This window comes from Palleronia pelagia (assembly GCF_900110115.1).
In the GTDB taxonomy this organism is placed as follows: domain Bacteria; phylum Pseudomonadota; class Alphaproteobacteria; order Rhodobacterales; family Rhodobacteraceae; genus Palleronia; species Palleronia pelagia.
Map to the genome: position 1 here is coordinate 387690 of NZ_FOCM01000002.1, position 20737 is coordinate 408426.

The following is a 20737-nucleotide window of genomic DNA, read 5'->3' on the forward strand; positions in this document are numbered from 1 at the left end:
CTCAATCGGCTCCCAGGGTTGCGTCTTCGTGGGCGTCGGGGTCGATCAATCGGCTGGTTCCGTCGCGAAGGTGGCGCCAGGTGTTCCAGGCCGCGAACAGGGTCATGCCGAGGAAGCATGCCGCGACGTAGTAATAGACGGTGGATTTCGGGACCTCGATGGACACCATCAGCTGGTTCGTCCGCCCCGCCAGCTGGATACAGAGCCAGGTCATCCCGGCGAAGGCCGCGGTGGTTATGAGGTCGATGACGAGTTGCGCCACGCGGCGCAGCGACCGCGGGATCCAGCGGTAGAAGAATTCGACCGCGATATGGCTGTTCTTGCGCGCGGCCAGCATCGAGCCGGTGAAGGTCACGGCGATCAGCAGGAAGCGTGCGATCTCCTCGGTCCAGCCCAGCGAGTCGTTCAGCACGTAGCGGGTGAAGAACTGCAGGAAGACGACGAAGGCCAGCACCCAGAAGATGACCAGCACCAGGTAATCGAGCCAGGCAATGTCATCGAGATTGATCTCGTCCTCCTCGAAGACGATGGCTTCGGGCTCGTCCGTGTCGCGCTTGTCGGTCATCGCGGTCCCCCTGGCTGGCGTGGCGTCGGTGCTGTCATGCGGGATGCGCGCGCGACCCCGGGCCGCGCGCGCATCCTTCGCCTATGCGAACAGCTTAGCTGTCGGCGCCGATAGCTTGCAGGCGATCGTAGGTTTCCTGGTCCCAGGTCGCCATGTCGCCGTTGTGCATCTCCATCACCGCCTCGCGGAAGGGCGTGATGTCGACCTCGTTCACGTTCACGCCCTGCTCGCGGAACCAATCGGCCAACTCGGCCTCGGCGTCGCGGATCTGGCTTGTCACGCAGTCCGAGGTTTCCTCGATGATCGTGGCCAGCGTTTCCTGGTCGGCCTCGTCGAGGCTACCCCAGGTCGGCCCGCCGACGATGCCCAAAAGGCTGTCGACGATATGGCCGGTCAGGTTGATATCCGTCTGGACCTCGTAGAACTTCTTGGCCTGGATCGTCGGAAGCGGGTTCTCCTGCCCGTCCACCGTGCCCTGCTGAAGCGCGAGGTAGACCTCGGCGAAGGCGATGGGCGTGGGGTTGGCGTCGACCGCGCGCGGGAACATCATGTAGAGCGGCGCATTCGGCACGCGCAACTTCATGCCTTCCATGTCCGCGGGCGTCTGGATCGGCCCGTTCGAGGTCGTGTGCCGGGCGCCGTAGTAGGCCAGCGTGACCGGGTGGTTGCCCGTCGCCTCTTCGTAGCCGTTCAGCATCTCCTGGAACAGGTCGCTGTTGCGGTAGGCATCCCAGTGATCGTAGTCGCGGAACATGAACGGCGCGCCGCCGATGGCGATCGGCCCGTAGGACCGGCCGGCGAAGAGCTGGCCCGTCCAGATGATGTCCACGGTGCCCAGGCCAAGTCCTTCGTTGATGTCGACTTCCTTGCCCAGGGACGAGGCCGGGAAGACCTCGATGCCCAGGCGGTTGTCGGTCTGCTCGGCCAGCTTGTCGCCGGCCTCGACGGCGCAGGTGTGATAGGGCTCGCTCGCCTCGTAGACGTGGGCCCACTTCAGGACGCGGTCCGCATCCTGCGCGAAGGCCGGTGCGGCAACTCCGATGGCGGTGGTGGCCGCCAGTGCAATTCTCATGGTGGTCTTGGTCATTAATCTCTCTCCCTTTTGTTCAATGACCGTTCTAATCCGCCCGGCCGACGTCTTCATCGAGTCCGAGCGGGGCGATTTCGTGCGTGGCGGCAAACTCCGCCAGCTCCTTGATCGTGGTCGGGTCCAGCGTGATCCCGTGCGCGCGGCGGCGACGGCCCTCCTCCCATTCGCGGTCGCCGGCGGCCATGACCGACTGCCCCGGCGCCGCGTCCGACGCGCGGATGGCGGCGCGGTAGCGTGACACGACCCGCTGGAACACGTCGCGCCCCATGAAGGCGTCGGGATCGATGGCCAGGACAAAGGCGCCGAGACCGCGCGGCGTCGACATGTCGTCCGAGACCATCGGCGCGATTTCGCGGCTGAGCGGCGCGTCCGACAGGGCCGACGACAGGATTTCTGAGATCCCCGCAAGCCCGGCGCCCTTGTAGCCGAAGGCCGCCCCGAGCGGGGCCAGCATCTCGGCGATACCGGGCGCGGTGGTGTCAACGCCGTTCGCGTCCGAGGCCGTGCCCTCGGGCAGGGCCTTGTTCAGCGACCGCGACAGCAGCACCTTGTTGTAGGGGATCGCGCTCGTCGCCATGTCCAGGAGCCAAGGCTCCTGACCCGGTCCGGTCGGTGCGGCGAAGGCGATCGGATTGGTGCCGTGGAACCGCTCGGCCCCGCCATGCAGGCGGACGAAGGCATCCGAATTGCACACGGCCAGCCCCGCCATGCCGGCCTCGGCGATGGCGGTTGCATAGGCACCGGCGGCCCCGAAATGCGACGACGCGCGGATGGCGACGGCCCCGACACCGTATTCGCGGGCCAGTTCGATGGCGCGATCGACCGCGGCATACCCGGCGCGCGCCCCGTGGGCATCGTCGGCGTCCAGCACCGCGGCCCCGCCGGTTCCGCGCGGAAAGCTCAGCTTGGGTGTGGTGTTCAGCCGCCCCCCGGCGAAGCCTCGCAGGTAATGGGGCAGCAGCCGGTAGCCGTGGGTGTCGACGCCCAGGCCCGACGCGTGGGCCAGCGCGCGCACGACCGATTCCGTCGTGGCGGCGTCGGCGCCCACTTTCTCCAGCGCGGCGCGGGCGAAGCGTTCCATCTCGGCCAAGCTGACGCGGGGCGGAGCGCCGACCTCGCGGCTCGCGGAGCAGAAATCGGTATAAGCATCCGCATTGTCGCGCACGTGATCGCGCAGCAGGTCTATGGCGCGCTCCAATTCGCCCGCCTGCACGGCGGCGACGATGGCGGTGTGGGTGGCGTGCGACGTCCGGATGCGGTCGCGCTCGCGGGCCAGGCGGGTACGCATGGCCTGGATGCGCGGCGCGAACTGAATGAATGTCTGTTCCAGGTAGCGGTTGCCGCAGTGGCGGAAGATCTCGAGGTGGAATTCGTTGTCCGACCGGCTGAACGCCTCGATATCGTCAGCCTCGAGCGCGGCGGCACCGGCCTGGACCTGGGCATCGAGCGCGGCGGCCAACCCGGCGGCGTCGGACGCCATCGCCATGCGCAGCCCGTCGACCTCGAGCATCTCGCGCAGGTGAGCGAGATCGCCCATGTCCCCCGCGCTCAACTGCATCACGCGGGCCGACCGGTTGGGCGACATCACCACGAGCCCCTCGTAGGCCAGCTCGGACAGCGCCTCGCGGATGGGGCTCTTGCTCATGTTCAGCATCTGAGAAAGCTCGGATTCGCGCAGGACGCGCCCGAAACCGAACTCGTCATAGACGATCTTCTCGCGAATGAGGTCGCGCGCGATCTCGGACAGTTTCTGCCGCCCGGTCGCCTCGCGGCTGTCCAGTGCCATGCTCATTCGAATCCTCCCGACCTCGACGATATATCATATATCACATGACGCAAGGGCAGTGAGTCTGTGGGATCGGAAGCCGGTGGCCGAGCGGCGGACGCCCTACCGACACCGTTCATCGTGGCGATTTCCGCAAGTTAACGCAAGGTTAACGACTGTTCTGGAAAGAGCTAACGCCGGGCTAACGCCGCACTTCGTAGGATGATTCGTGCATTTGGAGGAAAGTGGAAAATTCATTTGAGCACCCAAGGCTTTGATCCATTCATTGAGGACGAACCTGTTGGGAGCGTCATCCGAAGGGCATCCATGGCTCGCCATGGGGCTGATCGGTGGCCCGACCAGCGGGACCATAGCCCCACTTTCCTTCCAAATGCGCCAACGCCTTTCTATGGTTCGCATATGCTGGGCACGTCGCAACCCGTCGCACGACTTCACCTAATCGGCCCGCTGGCGCTGACCGATGCCGATGGCGCGCCGTGCACCCCTCGCGGTCAGAAGGCCTGCGCGCTTCTTGCCCTTCTCGCGCTTGCGCCCCGGCGGCAACGCACGCGCGTGTGGCTACGCGACAAGCTCTGGTCAGACAGCAGCGACCGCAATGCCTCGACCAGCCTGCGGCAGACCATTTTCGAGCTACGGCGCGACCTGGGCGACCTGTTCGACCAGATCCTCGAGGTCGACCGCCAGACGCTTGGCCTGCGCCCTGGCGCGCTCTGGATCGATATTCACGCCGTCGAAGAGAATTCAGCGCTGCTGGCGGCGTCCGGCCTGTCGGCCGAAACGGATTTGCTGGAAGGCATCGACATCGGCGACCCCGAGTTCGAGGATTGGCTGCTGCTGGAGCGGCAAGGCTGGCACGATGCGCGTGAACGGCTGGCCGAACGGGCCGCCCGCGCACCGGCAACGGCCGCCGCGCCCGCGCCGCCGTCCGCAAGCGTCGCGATGCCGAAGGCCGGGCGCATCTCGCTGGGATTGATGCCGCATATCCTGCAAGGCTGCGACGACCAGACGGCCTTCGTCGCAGATCACCTGATGGAGTCGATCGTCCGCAACTTGGGCGAGTTGCATCCGATTGCCGTCTACGATTTCCGCGACGCGGGTGGGCCATCGGACCGGCTGATCGGTGCCGGCGATACCGAGTACTTCCTGCGGGTGCGCACCCTTCAGGTCCACGGCTCGCTGACGCTGACCTTCTTCTTCCATCTGGCCGAGACCATGACCCTGGCCTGGAGCCAGTCGATCCAGGCCGACCGTTCCGAGGTGCTGACCCCCGACAGCCAGATCCTGGCCGGCTTCGTCACCCAGAACGCCGACCGCCTGTCGCGCGAGATCGAGCGGCGCCGGCCCGCGCCCGCGCAGCAAGGCACCTCGACGCTGCTGACCGGCTACACCGCGCTGAACATGATGTTCCGCCTTGACCGCAACGCGCTGCAGAATGCCGAGACGATGCTGGCCGGCGCAAAGGGCAGCGCGGGCGGAGTCCTGATGCCGGCGCTCTCGGCCTATGCCACGAGTTTCCGCGTGGGCGAGAACCTGGGCTCGCTGGCGAAGTCCGGCGAGGACGAGACCCGGGCCATCGTCGCGGACGTGCTGCGCGATTCGCCGTTCAACTCGGTCGCACTGGCCTGTCTCGGGCACGCCGTCGGCTACGTGCTGCGCGACCACGAACAGGCGCGCGGCCTGCTGGAACGCGCCCTGCAACTAAACCCGCACCAGGCGTTCGTGTGGGATCACTACGCGCTGAACCGGATCTACGCGGGAGATTACAAAACGGCGATCGAAGCCGCCCGCCGTGCGGTGTCCATCGGGGCGTACAGTCCGCTCAGCTATACCTACGATACCACCCTCGCCATGGCGGCAACCATGGCCGGCCAAGACGGACAGGCCATCGCCGCGAGCCGCGCTGCCCTGTCGAAGCAGCCGCGCTTTGCGGCGGCCATGCGGTATCTGCTGGTCAACCTCTCCAAGACCGGCCGCGAGGACGAGGCGCGCGAAGTGTTCGAGAACCTGCTGCTGCGCGATCCCGAATTCACCGATCCGGCGGTGCAGAAAGCCCGGTTCCGCATTTCTCAAGCAGACCGCGAGGACGACCTGATCGCCGCGGTCCGACGCATTTCCGGCTGAAGGGGGCTACACATGGGACTTCACGACATTCTTGCGGCGAACCGCTTTACCGTCACGCCGACCGGGCTGCTGCTGAACGAGACCTCGGCGCAGCCGGTCGCTGATCCCGCAACGGCCGCCGGAGGCGGCGGCGCACTTTCGGTGCTGGCTTTGAACCGCAACAGGAACCGTAATCGCAACAGGAACAGAAACCGTAACAGGAACCGCAACCGCAATCGAAACCGGATGCTCGACGCGGCGCCCGACGGCGGGCTGCAGGAGCCGTGGCGGGAACGGCAGAAATTGCACGCGCTGGCCGACCAGTGGATGGCGCTTCCTCTGCCGCCGCCGCCCGGACTTGACGGCCTGCGGCGCGAGGCAGTCGATCTGCTGATCAAGCAGGCGCTGCGCCGCAGTCCCGCCGAGTCCCAGCGCCACGAAGAGATCTACCGCGAAGCCGGGTTGGAGCTGTCGGGTTATCTTCGGCCCCTGGGGATCGAGGAGCTGGGCGACTACGGCGCGACCGAAAGCCTGTTCTACCTGATCCTCGCCCTGACCGACGAGATCGGATTGCGGTACAAGGATCGCTTCGGCGTGCTCCGACCGAACCAGGTCGAGCCGCGGCTGCGCCCATTGCTGCCAAACCCGGCGCACCAGTCGTACCCGTCGAACCATTCGTTCCAGTCGTTCTCGGTCGCGTTCCTGTTCTCGCGCGTGCTGCCGGAACACCCGGCAAGTGCCGAGATGTTCGTGGCCGCGCGCCGCATCGCCGAGAACCGCGAATGGGCCGGGGTGCACTATGCCTCGGACACGGCCGCCGGTTACGCCCTGGCCCGAATGGTTGCGCCGGTGCTGGAACAGGTCTGCGCCGAACAGATGCTGGCCGCCCAGGCGGAGTGGCTGTGATGGATGGATATACCGAAACCGCCGTCCCCGCCGCGCTGCATTACGATGCGCTTTGGCACCTGGTCACCCTTGGCGTGCTGGACGCGGATCATGCCCCGCGCGGCTGGGCGCTGTCCAAGCCCGAGAAACCCACCAAGGTGGTTGTCATCGACACCTCCGCCGCGCCGGACCATCCGAACCTTGTCGACGCGATCGACCGCGACCTGTCGTTGGATTTTTTCTCGGCGCGGCTTGGGTCGTTTCCATACCTGCCAGAGGGGCAGGACCAGATCGGGGCGCTGCCGCTGGACTGGACCACGACGATCGCCGACGGACTGCCACGCAGTTCCGGCTTGCTGGCCGAGCTGGTAGACCGGCTGTCCTCGGGCTCGGCCGCGCACCACCTTGGCGTGCAGCCCTGCGTGTCGCCGATGTTTTCGGCCCATGGCACCAACATCGCCGGGCTGGTCGGCGCCCGCCCCGCCATCGCGCAGCAAGCCCTGCCCGGCGGCGGAACCGCCGACCTGCCCCTGCCCTACAGTGGTGTCGATCCCATGTGCCGGATCATCCAGGTGTCGACTAATTTCGATCCTGCGCCGGAAAGCCTGATCCTCGCGTTCCTCTATGCCGACCTCGTGGGCGCGGATGTTGTCCTGCTGCCCCGGGTGATCGCCGACCCGGTGCGCACCGTGCCGGAACTGGACGACATCAAGATCGGCGACCGCAGTCTTGGCGACATGGTGCGGCAGGTCGCCCCCGTCGAAGGCGAGGCCGACCTCTGGAGCGAACTGGCCGCCCTGATCGTCGCCGTGTCCCACCGTCGCCCGGTGGTGTGCGCGGCGGGGAACGCCGCCGAGGATGGCGGGATCTACCCCGCGAACCTGGCCACGGACCATAACGGGATCATCTCGGTCGGCGCCGTGAACGCCAAGGGTCAGCGCAGCGGCTTCGCCCCCGCGCGCGGGGTCACCGTCGCGGCGCCCAGCAACGACGCCGAGATCTTCGACGCGACCGAGATCCGCCTGGACGAAAGCGCACCGGACTATGACCCCATCGGCGTCCCGGTCGACAACGACAACGCCAAGTATTCGCGGTTCGACGTCATCAGCACCGATGTGCCGGGGCCCGCGGGGTATTCGGGCAGCTCGGTCCCGACGGACCCGGTTGGCGCCCCGATCAGGGAATTCGGATCGTATTTCAGCCGGTTCGGCGGCACGTCAGCGGCCTCGGCCTTGGTGGCCGGATTCCTGTCGTTGGGGATGTCCACCGGTGCGATGACGGGGCGCTCGGGCGTTGAGGCGAAGGGCTGGCTGCTTGGCAAATGCCACGCGGTGGGCGACCCGGATGCGCCACTGTCGATGCCGTGCTGGGACGGTAAACCGACATTCCCGGACGCCTGACCTACCTCGCGACCCGTGAACGAAAAAACGGCCCCCGAGGGGGCCGTTTTGGTGTTCCAGATCAGATCCCGCGGATCATTCGATCGGCAGGGCCACGAACCGCGGTTCGCCGCCGCGGCGGATCAGCAGCAGGATCGACTTGCGGCCGGCCTCCTGCGCGGCTTCGACACGCGCCTCGAGATCCGAGGCGGATGCGACCTTTTCCTGGCCCGCCTCGGTGATGACGTCACCGGCACGGATGCCCTTTTCGAACGCGTCGCTGTCCTCGGAGACCTCGGTCACGGCAAGACCGTCCATGCCGTTCGAGACGCCCAGCTCTTCGCGCATCTCGTCGGTCAGGGGGGCGACGGTGATGCCCAGAAGCTCGGTCTCGGACGGCTCTTCCGCGTCGTCGCTGCTCATTGCAGCGGGCACGGCCTCGGCCTCTTCCCGGCGACCAAGGACGACGGTCAGCTCGACCTCGTCGCCTTCGCGGAACACGGTGACAGGGACCTCGGCGCCGACCGCGGCATCGCCCACGCGGCGGACCAGCTCACGGGTGTCCTCTATGTCATTGCCGTTGAACGACACGATCACGTCGCCCGCTTCCATGCCGGCTTCCATTGCAGGGCCTTCGGGCACGTCGGTGACCAGCGCGCCTTCCGCGGTCTCGAGACCGATGCTTTCCGCGATGTCGTCGGTCACATCCTGGATGCGCACGCCCAGCCAGCCGCGGCGGGTCTCGCCGAACTCTTGCAGCTGTTCGACGACCTTGGTCACCACGTTCGACGACATGGCGAAGCCGATGCCGATGGAGCCGCCGTTGGGCGACAGGATCGCGGTGTTCACGCCGACGACTTCGCCATCCATGTTGAACAGCGGGCCGCCCGAGTTGCCGCGGTTGATGGCGGCGTCGGTCTGGATGTAATCGTCATACGTGCCGCTGAGCGCACGGTTGCGGGCCGACACGATACCGGCCGAGACCGAGAAGCCCTGACCCAGCGGGTTGCCCATGGCCATGACCCAGTCGCCGACCTGCGCCTCGTCGCTGTTGCCGAACGGAACCGGCTGAAGGGGCGCATCGCTGTCGACCTTCAGAAGCGCGATGTCCGTCTTGGGGTCCGTGCCGATCACCTCGGCCGGAAGCTCTTCGCCGTTGAAGAACTCGATATTGATCTCGTCGGCGCCGTCGATGACGTGATTGTTCGTCACGATAAAGCCGTCTTCCGAGATCACGAAGCCCGAGCCCAGCGCCTGGCTGCGGCGCGGACGCTGACCCTCGCCACCGGGGGCGCGGTCCATGAAGTCGCGGAAGAAATCCTCGAAGGGCGAACCCTCGGGGATCTGCGGCGCGGGTCCCGAACGGGCCGCGACGGTGGTGGACGTGGTGATGTTCACGACCGAGTCCGAGATCTGTTCGGCCAGCGGCGCGAAGGTTTCGGGGGTTGCCTTGGCCGTGACCGTCTGGGTCAGAACCAGGGCGCCGCCCAGCATGAGGGCGGACAGCCATTGCCGCATGGTGCTGCGGACGGGCCTGAATGTGATTGCTTGGGACGTCACGCGTCGTCTCTCCTTACGGGTTGAGAATGTCGCCTGTCGCGGGGCCACGGAAAAAGCGGCGGGCCGCGCAAGATGTCATGTGCTTAGAATGTAGGCTGTGATTTGTTCAACACAACGGGCGATGACGCGCTCTCAAAGCAGCGTGACAGATCGTAACATGGCGCCGGCGGACAGTCCGACGGTGCTCAGGCGCCCAGCGACCGTGCCCACGCCACCAGGATCACGCCCAGGGTCAGCGCCCCGAACCCCACCAGGCGGCGCGTCTCGATCGGCATCTGTTTCAGGGCCGCCAGAAGGTCCTCTAGACGCGAAGGGGCCAGTGCGAACACCAGCCCCTCGATAATCAATACAAGGCCTATGGCCAGGAGGATCGTGGCCATCAGTTTGTGGCCGTTTCCCCGGAAGCGTCGTCATCCGTCGTGGCGGGCAGCTCGACCGTGGGGCCGGCACCGGACTCGTCCGTGGACCCGCTTTCATCGAATGCCTCCGACGGCGCGGACGCGACGGCCTGGATGTTCACGTCGCGCGGATTGTCCGACTTGAGGTAGTCGAAGAACTCGCTGTCGGGCGACAGGACCAGCGTCGAATTCTGCCCCTGCAGCGAACGGTCGTAGGCCGTGAGCGAGCGATAGAACTGGAAGAACTCCGGGTCCGATCCGAACGCCTCGGCGAAGATCGCGTTGCGCTCGGCGTCGGCCTCACCGCGGGCGATCTGCGCTTCGCGCTCGGCCTCGGAGACAAGCTCGACCCGGGTCCGGTCGGCCTGCGCGCGGACGCGCTGCGCTGCTTCTTCACCGCGGGCCCGTTCGTCGGTGGCTTCGCGTTCCCGCTCGGCGCGCATCCGGTCGAACGTCGCGGCGAGGTTCTGGTCGGGCAGCGCGGTCTGCTTCAGCCGCACGTCGATCACCTCGAGCCCCAGCGCATTGGCGCGCAGCCGGGCCTGGTCGCGGATCCGCGTCATCAGCGCGGCGCGGTCCGAGGACAGGATCGTGTTCGACGTGACACCGTCCGAACCCAGCACCGCACGAGTCTGGGTGGTCAGGATGGACGCCAGCCGGCTTTCGGCCGAGCGCACGCCGCCCACGCCCACGGCGCGGCGGAACTGCTCGACATCGGCAATGCGGTAACGCGCGAAGGCATCGACCACGAGACGGCGGTCATCGCTGGGCGTGACCTCGATCGGATCGGTGTCCAGCGACAGGATGCGGTCGTCGTAACGCACGACCTCCTGGATGATGGGCAGCTTGAACGCGAGCCCGGGCTCTTCCTTCACGGCGCGGATCTGGCCGAACTGGAGCACAAGCGCCTTTTCACGCTCGTCCACGATGAAGACCGCGCCGCTGATACCAACGAGGGCAAGGGCCGCAAGGGCGAGGGCCACATAGGATTTACGCATCAGTTCGACCCTCCGTTGGTCTGGGTCTGGTTGCCGGAACGGCGGTTCAGATCATTGAGCGGCAGGTAGGGCACGACACCCTGCCCGGTGCCGCCACCGGCCTGTTCATCGAGGATCACCTTGTCGACCCGTCCCAGAACCTGCTCCATCGTTTCAAGATACAGCCGCTTGCGCGTCACTTCGGGTGCCTTCTGGTACTCGCCCAGCACGGCCGTGAAGCGGCTTGCCTCACCCTGCGCCTCGTTGACGGTCTGGGCGCGGTAGGCTTCGGCCTCTTCCAGGATCTGCGCGGACTCACCGCGAGCATCGGCCAGCGCCTGGTTGGCGTAGGCGTCGGCCTGACGCTCAAGCCGGTCGCGCTCCTGCTCGGCGGCCTGCACGTCGCGGAAGGCGTCGATCACCTCGGCGGGCGGGTCGGCTTTGTCGAGGTTCAGACGCACGATGTTCACGCCCGAGTCGTAGCTGTCGAGCGTCGACTGGATCAGCTCCTGCACCGTGTTGGCGATCAGGTCGCGGTCGCGGTTCAGGATCGGCGCCAGCTCGGACTGGGCGATGACCTCGCGCATGGCCGATTCGGAGACGGCGCGGATGGTCGCCTGCGGCTCGGCCAGGTTGAACAAAAACTGGGCGGGGTCGCGGATGTTCCAGACGACCTCGAAGTCGATGTCGACAATGTTCTCGTCGGTGGTCAGCATCAAGCCGTCATCCTGGTTCGATCCGCGGCCGATACCGAGTTCCTCGGTTTGTTCGCGGGTGACCGGGATCACCTCGGCGGTGACGACGGGCCACGGCGCGAAGTTCAGGCCAGGATTGCCGGTCGAGGAATATTCGCCGAGGAACAATTCCACCGACTGCTCTTCGGGGCGGACCGTGTAGAAGCTGGCGAAGAGCCAGAGAGCGATCAGCACGAGCCCGCCGACCACGAAGCCGTTTCGACCCATGCCGGGACCGCCGTCGCCGCCCGAGCCGTTCGGGCGGTTGTTGCCGCCACGGCCGCCCATCAGCACCTTCAGCTGCTGCTGGCCCTTGCGCACGATTTCGTCGATGTCGGGAACTTGCGGTCCATCGCCCGGGCGCCGATTGCCGGGCCGCCGGTCATCGCCGTTTCCGCGATTGCCGCCGCCCGAGCCACCCGAGCCGCCTCCCCAAGGGCCGCCGTTATTGTTCGCCATGCTTGTTGTCGCCTTTTTGTCGATCGTCTTCGGTCGTATGGGTATGGTATCCAATTGGGCAATCGGGGCCAAACTTCAACCCGTTCGGGTCGGCTCGCGCATGGTCACGAGTTCTTCACCGATGGTCGGATGAACCGCGCAAGTTGCGTCGAACTGCTCCTTGGTAAGGCCCGCCTTCACGGCGATGCCGGCCAGCTGGATCATCTCGCCCGCGGCATCTGCGACGATGTGACAGCCCAGCACCACGCGGGTCTCGCGGTCCACCACCAGCTTCAGCAGCGTGCGTTCGGGCCGATCGATGAAGGCGGTCTGCATGGGACGGAACGAGGTGCAGTAGACCTCGATCTCGCGGTCCTCGCGGGCCTCTTCTTCGGTCATGCCGACGGTACCCAGCTCGGGCTGCGTGAACACGGCCGACGGGATCATCTCGTGGTCCACGGGGGTCGGGTTGCCCTTGAACACGGTTTCGGTGAAGGCCATGCCCTCGCGGATGGCGACCGGCGTCAGTTCGACCCGGCCGGTCACGTCGCCGATGGCATAGATCGACGGCACCGAGGTCTGGGAATACTCGTCCACCTCGATATTGCCGGACCGGCCCAGCTTCACGCCCAGATCCTCGAGCCCGAGGCCATCCGTCGACGGCTTGCGGCCGGTGGCGAAGAAGACGTGGTCATAGACGTTCTCGCGCCCCGACGTCGATTTCACCCAGATCTTCTTGCCGGCGGCATCCTCGGTGCGCGACCTGGGGTTCTCGCCCAGAGTGCGGGACATCCCGTCATTGGCGGGCGCCCCCATGGCAGCGTCCGATTGCGTGCCCTTGGGCCGGTGGTCGGCGTTCTCGGCCAGGTCCATCTCGGCGATATTGGTGCCGGTGTGGATGCCGATCCCGCGGTCGCGCATCATCTCGGCCACGAGGCCGCGCGCCTCTTCGTCGAAGCCGCGCAGCACCTGGGCGCCGCGCAGGTACATTTCGACCTCGACCCCAAGCCCGTGCAGGATGCAGGCGAATTCGCAGGCGATATAGCCGCCGCCGACGATCAGGATGCGCTCGGGCAGCTGTTCGAGAAGGAAGATGTCGTTGGACACGAGACCCAGGTCGGCATTCGGCACTTCGGGCCGCACGGGGTGGCCGCCGGTGGCGATCAGGATGTGCTTGGCGGTCTTCGTCCCGCCATCCGCCAGATTCACTGTGTGCGGGTCTGCCAGTGTCGCGCGGCTGTCGTAGATCTCGACCTCCGACTTCTTCAGCATCGAGCGATACACCTCTTCCAGCCGGTTCAGCTCCTTGTGCAGGCGCGTGCGGAAGTCGGGCCAGTCGAAGGCGCCGATGCTGGCGTCCCAGCCGTAGGCCTGCGCGTTGGCAATGGCCTCGGGGTATTCCGAGGCGAAGACCATGATCTTCTTGGGCACGCAGCCGCGGATCACGCAGGTGCCCCCCATGCGGCTTTCCTCGGCCAGGGCCACGCGGGCGCCGGTCGCGGCGGCGGTGCGTGCGGCGCGCACCCCGCCCGAGCCGCCGCCGATCACGAACAGGTCGTAGTCGAATTCAGACATGGTTACTCCGCGCTCAGTCGTTCAGGTCGGAAAAGAGGTTCTCGGTATCGACGAAATCGATCCGGTCCTCCTGCGTGGTGCCATCGTTGATGTCCCGCACCTCGACCCGCCCGTCGCCATGGCCCAGCACCACCACGTCGCAGATGTCGATGAACAGGCCATTCTCGACGACGCCGGGGATCTGGTTGACGACCAGCGCCAGCTGTCGGGCATTGCCTATGCGGTTCAGGTGCAGGTCGAGAATGTGGTTGCCTTCGTCGGTGACGTAGGGCCGTGAACCATCCATGCGCAGGGTCACCTGGTCGCCCAGCACGTCCAGCGCGCTGACGGTTTCCTCGACCAGCGCCTTGGTGGTCTGCCAGCCGAACGGGATCACCTCGACCGGCAGGGGAAAGGCGCCCAGCGTTTCCACGTGCTTGGACTTGTCGGCGATGACGATCATCCGGTCCGACGCGGTGGCGACGATCTTCTCCTGCAGCAGCGCGCCGCCGCCGCCCTTGATGAGGTTCAGTTCGTTGTCGAACTCGTCCGCGCCGTCGATGGTCAGGTCCAGCCACTTGGCCTCGTCCAGCGCGATGACGTCGATGCCGACGCTGCGCGCCAGCTCGGCCGTGCGGGTCGAGGTCGGCACGCCCTTGATGCGCAGGCCGTCCTTCTCCACCATCTCGCCCAGGCAGCGCACCAGCCACGCGGCGGTCGACCCGGTGCCGAGCCCGACGCGCATCCCGTTCTCGACGAAGTCGCAAGCGCGCTTTGCAGCGACGAATTTCGCGGTGTCGATGGGCGAAAGCTGTGCGGACATGGGCGGGACCTCTCGGATGGTTCGCCGGCCTTATAAGCGGTGACGCCCGCCGGGGCCATGGCAAAGCCGCGCCCCCTTGCGCGCTCGGCCCCATGGATCAATCTGGCCGCGTGCCAAATCAGAAGGAGCCGCCATGTTCCTGTCGGTCTTCGAGATGTTCAAGGTGGGGATCGGCCCGTCGTCCTCGCACACCATGGGGCCCATGGTGGCCGCCGCGCGTTTCCTCGACCAGTTGCGCGCGGGGCCGTTCACGCCGGCGTCGGTGGGGGCGGTTCTGCACGGCAGCCTTGCGTTCACCGGCAAGGGCCACGCCACGGACCGGGCGGTGATCCTCGGGCTGGCCGGCTTCACGCCCGAGGACTTCGACGCCGACGCCGCCGAGGCGACCCTGTCCGATATCGCCGCACGCCGCTCCGTCGCGCCCGAGGGGCTGCCGCGCATGGGATTCGATCCCGAGAAGGATCTGCGCTTCGATTATGAGACCGCCCTGCCCGGCCACGCCAACGGCATGGTCCTGCTGGCCCGCGACGCGCAGGGCGACACGCTGGTGCAGCAGGTCTTCTACTCGGTCGGCGGGGGCTTCGTGCTGACCGACCGCGAACTGGCCGAGGGTGCGGATACCGACACCGGACCGCCCGTGCCCTACCCGTTCAAGACCGCCGCACAGATGGTCGAGATGGCCGAGAGCTCGGGCCTTTCCATCGCCGCCATGAAACGCAAGAACGAGCTGTCACGCCGCAGCGGGGGCGATCTGGACCGCGGGCTCGACCGGATATGGCAGGTCATGGCCGCGTGCATCGACCGGGGTCTGACAACCGACGGCACGCTGCCCGGCGGGCTGAACGTGCGGCGGCGCGCGGCGGGCATCTTCGATGCGCTGAAGGCCGAGCACGGGCGCAACCAGGCCACGCCCCACGTCATGCTGGACTGGATGAGCGCCTATGCCATGGCGGTGAACGAGGAGAACGCCGCCGGCGGCCAGGTCGTCACCGCGCCCACCAACGGCGCGGCGGGCGTGGTGCCTGCGACGATCCGCTACTGGCTGGACCACATGCCCGGCGCGTCGCGGCGGCAGGTGCCCGAGTTCCTGCTCACCGCCGCGGCCATAGGCGGACTGGTCAAGCACAACGCCTCGATCTCGGGCGCCGAATGCGGCTGCCAGGCCGAGGTGGGCAGCGCGTCGGCCATGGCGGCCGCGGGGCTGTGCGCCGTGCTGGGCGGCACGCCCCGGCAGATCGAGAACGCGGCCGAAATCGCGTTGGAGCATCACCTGGGCATGACCTGCGACCCCATTCGCGGGCTGGTCCAGGTGCCCTGCATCGAGCGCAACGGGCTTGGCACCATCAAGGCCGTCAGCGCCGCGTCGCTGGCCCTGCGCGGCGACGGTGTGCACCTGGTGCCGCTGGACGCCGCGATCGAGACCATGCGCCAGACCGGCAACGACATGAGCGAGAAGTACAAGGAAACATCCCTGGGCGGCCTCGCGGTGAATGTCCCGAATTGCTAGGCCGTCACCGCCGCGATGGCCTGATCGAGACAGCTGCGCGGCAGCAGCACGATCGGCCCCGGCCCGTCGAAGGACAGCTCGACCGGGCCCAGCGCGCGGTTCGATGTCCCGACGCGGCCCACGGGCGACAGGGTCAGACCGTCGATGGGCCATTCCAGCCCCCGCGACCGCCCGGTGACCGGCGCCAGCGGAAACAACGACACCCGGGTCCCGGGCGCGAGGTCCAGCATCACCCGGCGCGGCGCGGCGAAGATCACGTCCTCGCCGCCCAGCAGAACGCAGGGCGGGCGCAGCCGGACCAGCACCGACAGCGCCGCCAGCATGTGGTCGTGCCGCCCGCCCGTGAATCCCACGCCCAGGATCAGCGGCGCCGAGACCCGGCTCAGCCCCTTCTCGAAATCGGTCGTGTCCTGCTCGTCGACCCGGATGACACTGTCGGGCGGCAGCGCCGCGAGCGCCGTCCCCGAAATCGAATCCATGTCGCCGATGGTCAGCGCCGGCGTGTGACCCGCGGCCAGCGCCACGTCAGCCCCACCGTCCAGCGCTACAAGATCCGGGGCACGGACCAGCGACTCGGCCAAATCAGCCGGATCGGATGCGCCGCCGCCCAACAGGGTCAGGCCCTGCGAAAAAACTCGGGTACTCGCCATTTCCGTTAGATACTGCCATTTTGTTCTCAACGGCCACATTTCGGCCCCGAAAAAATACCGCAACTTTCTTGGTTCTGTTCATTTCTAGGAACCAATGCGTGGTAAACCTTTTCTTGCCTAATCGGAAAGAAAGCGAGACGCCGATGACTGGATCGAACAAAATTCTGACCGTATCCTACGGCACATTCTCGTGCACTCTCGAAGGGTTCGACCAACCCTTCAGCACCATGCAGTCGATCGCCGAGTATTTCCGTGATCTGGCCGCCGAGGACAGGTATTTCGGCGCGGAACCGCCCCAGCCTGACGCGCAGATGCTGCACCAGATCGCCGAGCGCGAAGTGCAGAAGCGGGTCGAGGCGCGCATCGCCAAGAACGGTGTCGTCCTGCGCCAGATGGACCAGGACAGCGCGCTGCCCGCGCCGCTCTCCGCCCCGTCCAAGCCCGCCGCCGCGGCACCGGCCGAGGATTGCACGCCCCCCGCACCGGCCGCCGCCGCATCGGGTGACAGCGTGGCCGACAAGCTCAGCCGCATCCGCGCCGTGGTCGCCAAGGCCCGCGCCGAGGCGCAGAACACGGCCCCCGACGATGGGATCGAGGACGCCGTGGTCAGCGATGACATAGACGCGGCCTTCACCGATGCGTCCGACGAGGACCAAGCAGACGTCGCGACCGAAGAAATGCCGCTGATGGACGACCTCTCGGTTCCGGCCGAGCCCACGGTCGCAGAGGACGAACCGGACGACGCCGAGCAGGAGGCCCGCGCGAAGGCCGAAGCCGAACGTACCGAGGAAGAAGCCCGCGCAAAGGCCGAGGCCGAGCGCGCCGAGGAAAAGGCCCGCGCAAAAGCCGAAGCCGAACGTGCCGAGGAAGAAGCCCACGCGAAAGCCGAAGCCGAGCGCGCCGAGGAAGAAGCCCGCGCAAAGGCCGAAGCCGAGCGCGCCGAGGAAGAAGCCCGCGCGAAAGCCGAAGCCGAGCGCGCCGAGATGGACCGCTTGAAGGCCGAAGCGAGGGAGGCCGAGCTTGCCGCCATCGAGCAGGCCCGCGCCGAGGAAAAAGCCCACGCCCAGGCCGAGCGCGCCAAGGCCAAGGCCGATGCCATCGCGGCCGAGATCGCCGCAATCGAGGCCGCGCAGGACAGCGTCGACGACGCTGACGAACAGGATGCGCTCGAGACCGCCACAGTTGACCTGGATACGTCCGAGACAGATGAAATCGCGATCGAGGACGGCAGCGCCGAGATCGCGATTGATGCCGGAGCCGAAGCCGAGACCCTCGAAGAATGCACCGCGCCCTTGCCGCCGCAGCAGGCGCGTCCCGCCGCGCCCGTCGCACGGGTCATCAAGCTCAAGCGTAGCGATTTCGAGGCTGCTCTGGCCGCCGGCGAGATCGAGGAAATCGAGGACGAGGACGATGCCGGCGACGACCTGACCGCCGAGATCGCCATTGACGACGACGGAACGGATGTTGTTGCGACCGCTTCCGATGAGGATGCCGACGCGGAGCTGCACGACGACGGGGCCGATACCCTGATCGCGGGCTTGATGGACGACGCCGACGACGATCGGTCCGACGATGTGGACGAGACCGAAAACATGTTCTCGGGGGACGCGGACGATCTTGCCGACGAGGAAGAGCACGCCGATGCCACCGGAGACACTTCGGCCAGCGAAGACGACGACCTGTCCGCCGGTATCCGCGACCTGGTCAGCGCATCGGGGCTGGACGCCGAGGACGAGGACGACCTGGTCGCCGAACTGGCCGAGGTAGAACGCGAGGCACGCCGCGCCGAAGCCGGTGAAACCGCCGAAGCCGACGCCCCGTCCGAGCCGCGCCAGATGCGGTCGCTGGATGAACTGATCGCCGAAGAGACCGGCGAGACCTGGGACGAGGACGAAGCGGTCGAAGCCGCCACCGACGAGGACGAGGACCACGCGGACGACCAGGTGGCCGAAGCTGCGCCACAGAACGAAGGCGAAGAGGCCCTGAAGCGGCTGTTGGACAAGACCAACGCGCAGCTCGGCGACGCCGAAGGCAACCGCCGCCGGTCGGCCATCGCCCACCTGAAGGCCGCCGTGGCTGCGACCAAGGCCGACGGCAAGCTGCGCGACAAGCGGCAGGAGGAAGACGCCGAAGCGATCAGCCAGTTCCGGGACGACCTGGCCCAGGTGGTGCGTCCCTCGCGCCCCGCGCCCAAGGCTGACGGGGACCGCACGGGCCGCCCGCAGGCGGATATCCAGAGCCGCCCCGCGCCGCTGGTGCTGGTCTCGGAACAGCGGGTCGACAGCGAGGTGAAGCCGCGCCGGTCGATGACGATCACGCCCAGCCGCCCGCAGCGCGTTTCGGCCGCCCGGCCGGCCACTGCCAAGACCCTGGATGGCGAAAGCTTCCGCGATTTCGCTGCCCGGGTCGGCGCGAAGGAACTACCCGACATGCTCGAGGCCGCGGCGGTCTACGCCAAGATCGTCGAGGGGCAGGAGGGCGTGTCGCGCCCGACCATCCTGCGCCGCGCCGCCAGCGCCGCCGAGGGCGAGATCACCCGCGAGCAGGGTCTGCAAAGCTTCGGCCAGCTGCTGCGCTCGGGCCGGATCCGCAAGGTCGGCAAGGGCCAGTTCGCTGTGGACGACAGCGCCGAGATGATCGAACGCGCCCGCGCCACCGGCAGCTAAGCGAGATACGAACGCAAGAAACGGAAACGGCGCCCCGCGGGGCGCCGTTTTCATTCGAGCTGAGCTTTCTGGCTAGGCCCCGTCATCATCGGGGTCGCGCTGCCCCACGCCCTTGAAGACGTTCTTGAACGGCAGCGCCCAGAGCACGCCGAGGACCAGGTAGACCAGCAGCTCGACGAAGATTGGCGGGCGGCCCAGCCAGGTGATGATGCTCGACGCCACGACGATATAAATCGGCAGCAGAACCAGCAGGATCACCAGCGACCAGCGGCGTTTGGCCTTGTGCGACAGCGCCATGGGGTTAGTCCGCGAAAGGATCTTTGACGAGGATCGTGTCCTCGCGCTCGGGCGAGGTCGACAGCATGGCGACCGGGCAGCCGATCAGCTCTTCCACGCGGCGGACATACTTGATGGCGTTCGCCGGCAGGTCGGCCCAGCTGCGGGCGCCGGCGGTGGTCTCGGACCAGCCCGGCATTTCCTCGTAGATGGGGGTGCAGCGCGCTTGCTTGTCCGACGCGGTGGGCAGGTAGTCCAGCCGTTCGCCATTCAGGTCGTAGCCAACGCAGATCTTCAGCGTGTCGAACCCGTCCAGCACGTCGAGCTTGGTCAGAGCGATGCCCGAGATGCCCGAGATGGCGCAGGTTTGGCGCACCAGGCAGGCATCGAACCAGCCGCAGCGGCGCTTGCGCCCGGTGGTCGTGCCGAACTCGTGGCCCCGCTCGCCCAGCATCTGGCCGTCGGCATCGTGCAGCTCGGTCGGGAACGGGCCCTCGCCCACACGGGTCGTGTAGGCTTTCACGATGCCCAGAACGAAGCCCGCCGCGTGCGGCCCCATGCCGGTGCCGGTGGGCGCCTGACCCGCGATCACGTTCGACGAGGTGACATAGGGGTAGGTGCCGAAATCGATGTCCAGCAGCGCGCCCTGCGCGCCCTCGAACAAGATGCGCTTGCCCTGCGCGCGCTTCTCGCCCAGCACCTTCCAGACCGGCGCGGCGAAGGGCAGGATCTTGGGCGCCACCTCGCGGAGCTTGGCCAGCAGCGCGTCGCGGTCGATGGGCTCGAGCCCGAGCCCGCTGCGCAGGGCATTGTGGTGGACCAGCGCGCGGTCGACGCGCGTCTCAAGGGTCTTGTCATCGGCCAGGTCGGCCACGCGGATCACGCGGCGGCCCACCTTGTCCTCGTAGGCGGGGCCGATGCCACGGCCGGTGGTGCCGATCTTCGCAACGCTCGCCTGGTTCTCGCGCGCGCGATCCAGCTCGCCGTGGAAGGGCAGGATCAGCGGCGTGTTCTCGGCGATCATCAACGTCTCGGGCGTGATTTCGACGCCCTGCGCGCGGATTCCCTCGATCTCGGAAACAAGGTGCCAGGGGTCCAGCACCACGCCGTTGCCGATGACGCTGAGCTTGCCGCGCCGCACCACGCCGGACGGCAGGGCATGCAGCTTGTAGACCTCGCCGTCGATGACCAGCGTGTGGCCGGCGTTGTGTCCACCCTGGAACCGGGCGATCACGTCGGCCCGCTCGGACAGCCAGTCGACGATCTTGCCCTTGCCTTCGTCGCCCCACTGGGCGCCCACCACCACTACGTTGGCCATGTGCCGTATCCTATCATGCGGAAATTGCGTG

General features: G+C 67.2%; 17 protein-coding genes. 5 read left to right on the plus strand and 12 right to left on the minus strand.

The genetic code is table 11. The features are described 5' to 3' along the window. Position 1 precedes the first annotated feature (1 nt). From BMX96_RS06095 to BMX96_RS06105, 3 genes are all read right to left on the minus strand, one after another. Positions 2-565 carry a TRAP transporter small permease gene (locus BMX96_RS06095; protein WP_091844695.1) on the minus strand — a complete coding sequence of 188 codons (564 nt, stop codon included), beginning with the start codon at positions 563-565 and terminating at the stop codon, positions 2-4. Positions 566-659: 94 nt separating this feature from the next. Then, on the minus strand, positions 660-1652 hold the full coding sequence (locus tag BMX96_RS06100; protein WP_091844696.1) for a sialic acid TRAP transporter substrate-binding protein SiaP: 993 nt from the start codon (positions 1650-1652) through the stop codon (positions 660-662). 31 nt (positions 1653-1683) lie between these two features. Further along, entirely contained in the window at positions 1684-3447 is a 1764-nt protein-coding gene (locus BMX96_RS06105) for an Ldh family oxidoreductase (RefSeq protein WP_091844697.1), read from the minus strand. Between the two features lie 393 nt (positions 3448-3840). Here BMX96_RS06105 and BMX96_RS06110 point away from each other — a divergent pair, with 393 nt between their 5' ends. The 3 genes from BMX96_RS06110 to BMX96_RS06120 are packed head-to-tail and all read left to right on the plus strand — an operon-like array spanning position 3841 to position 7826. Continuing rightward, positions 3841-5562, plus strand: a complete 1722-nt coding sequence (locus BMX96_RS06110; RefSeq protein ID WP_091844698.1) for an AfsR/SARP family transcriptional regulator — start codon at positions 3841-3843, stop codon at positions 5560-5562. 12 nt (positions 5563-5574) lie between these two features. Next, the gene (locus BMX96_RS06115) at positions 5575-6447 is read left to right on the plus strand and encodes a phosphatase PAP2 family protein (RefSeq protein ID WP_091844699.1); all 873 of its coding nucleotides are present in this window, start codon (positions 5575-5577) and stop codon (positions 6445-6447) included. Next, positions 6447-7826: a S8/S53 family peptidase gene (locus BMX96_RS06120; protein ID WP_091844700.1), complete on the plus strand. Its 1380-nt coding sequence runs from the start codon at positions 6447-6449 to the stop codon at positions 7824-7826. The genes BMX96_RS06115 and BMX96_RS06120 overlap by 1 nt, the downstream gene beginning before the upstream one ends. A gap of 75 nt (positions 7827-7901) precedes the next feature. Here the strand turns inward: BMX96_RS06120 and BMX96_RS06125 are convergent, their stop codons facing one another. The 6 genes from BMX96_RS06125 to rpiA all read right to left on the minus strand — a co-directional run bounded on the left by BMX96_RS06125 (position 7902) and on the right by rpiA (position 14289). After that, positions 7902-9323 (minus strand): DegQ family serine endoprotease, encoded by a 1422-nt coding sequence (locus BMX96_RS06125; RefSeq protein ID WP_091844701.1) that lies wholly within the window; start codon positions 9321-9323, stop codon positions 7902-7904. Positions 9324-9550: 227 nt separating this feature from the next. After that, positions 9551-9745: a DUF2065 domain-containing protein gene (locus BMX96_RS06130; protein WP_073128561.1), complete on the minus strand. Its 195-nt coding sequence runs from the start codon at positions 9743-9745 to the stop codon at positions 9551-9553. After that, on the minus strand, positions 9745-10761 hold the full coding sequence (hflC, locus tag BMX96_RS06135; RefSeq protein WP_091844702.1) for a protease modulator HflC: 1017 nt from the start codon (positions 10759-10761) through the stop codon (positions 9745-9747). The genes BMX96_RS06130 and hflC overlap by 1 nt, the downstream gene beginning before the upstream one ends. Beyond that, a complete protein-coding gene (hflK, locus tag BMX96_RS06140) occupies positions 10761-11933 on the minus strand; it encodes an FtsH protease activity modulator HflK (RefSeq protein ID WP_091844703.1) in 1173 nt (390 codons plus the stop codon). Before hflK ends, hflC begins: the two co-directional genes overlap by 1 nt. Positions 11934-12008: 75 nt before the next feature. After that, positions 12009-13487, minus strand: coding sequence for an FAD-dependent oxidoreductase (locus tag BMX96_RS06145; protein ID WP_091844704.1), 1479 nt, complete (start codon positions 13485-13487; stop codon positions 12009-12011). A 13-nt stretch (positions 13488-13500) separates the two neighbouring features. Then, on the minus strand, positions 13501-14289 hold the full coding sequence (gene rpiA / locus BMX96_RS06150; RefSeq protein ID WP_091844705.1) for a ribose-5-phosphate isomerase RpiA: 789 nt from the start codon (positions 14287-14289) through the stop codon (positions 13501-13503). 133 nt (positions 14290-14422) lie between these two features. On the opposite strand from rpiA, the gene BMX96_RS06155 reads away from it, so the two are divergent. Then, positions 14423-15796, plus strand: a complete 1374-nt coding sequence (locus BMX96_RS06155; RefSeq protein ID WP_091844706.1) for an L-serine ammonia-lyase — start codon at positions 14423-14425, stop codon at positions 15794-15796. Here the strand turns inward: BMX96_RS06155 and BMX96_RS06160 are convergent. After that, positions 15793-16446 carry a thiamine diphosphokinase gene (locus BMX96_RS06160; protein ID WP_091844707.1) on the minus strand — a complete coding sequence of 218 codons (654 nt, stop codon included), beginning with the start codon at positions 16444-16446 and terminating at the stop codon, positions 15793-15795. The genes BMX96_RS06155 and BMX96_RS06160 overlap by 4 nt on opposite strands. Before the next feature lie 143 nt (positions 16447-16589). Between BMX96_RS06160 and BMX96_RS06165 the strand changes: the two genes are divergently transcribed. Beyond that, positions 16590-19112: a hypothetical protein gene (locus BMX96_RS06165; RefSeq protein ID WP_091844708.1), complete on the plus strand. Its 2523-nt coding sequence runs from the start codon at positions 16590-16592 to the stop codon at positions 19110-19112. Positions 19113-19184: 72 nt separating this feature from the next. Here the strand turns inward: BMX96_RS06165 and BMX96_RS06170 are convergent, their stop codons facing one another. Together BMX96_RS06170 and BMX96_RS06175 are read right to left on the minus strand one after the other, a co-directional pair. Then, on the minus strand, positions 19185-19409 hold the full coding sequence (locus tag BMX96_RS06170) for a DUF2842 domain-containing protein (protein ID WP_091844709.1): 225 nt from the start codon (positions 19407-19409) through the stop codon (positions 19185-19187). Positions 19410-19413: 4 nt separating this feature from the next. Continuing rightward, complete coding sequence (locus BMX96_RS06175) at positions 19414-20706, minus strand: adenylosuccinate synthase (RefSeq protein ID WP_091844710.1); 1293 nt, start codon at positions 20704-20706, stop codon at positions 19414-19416. Positions 20707-20737: the final 31 nt, after the last annotated feature.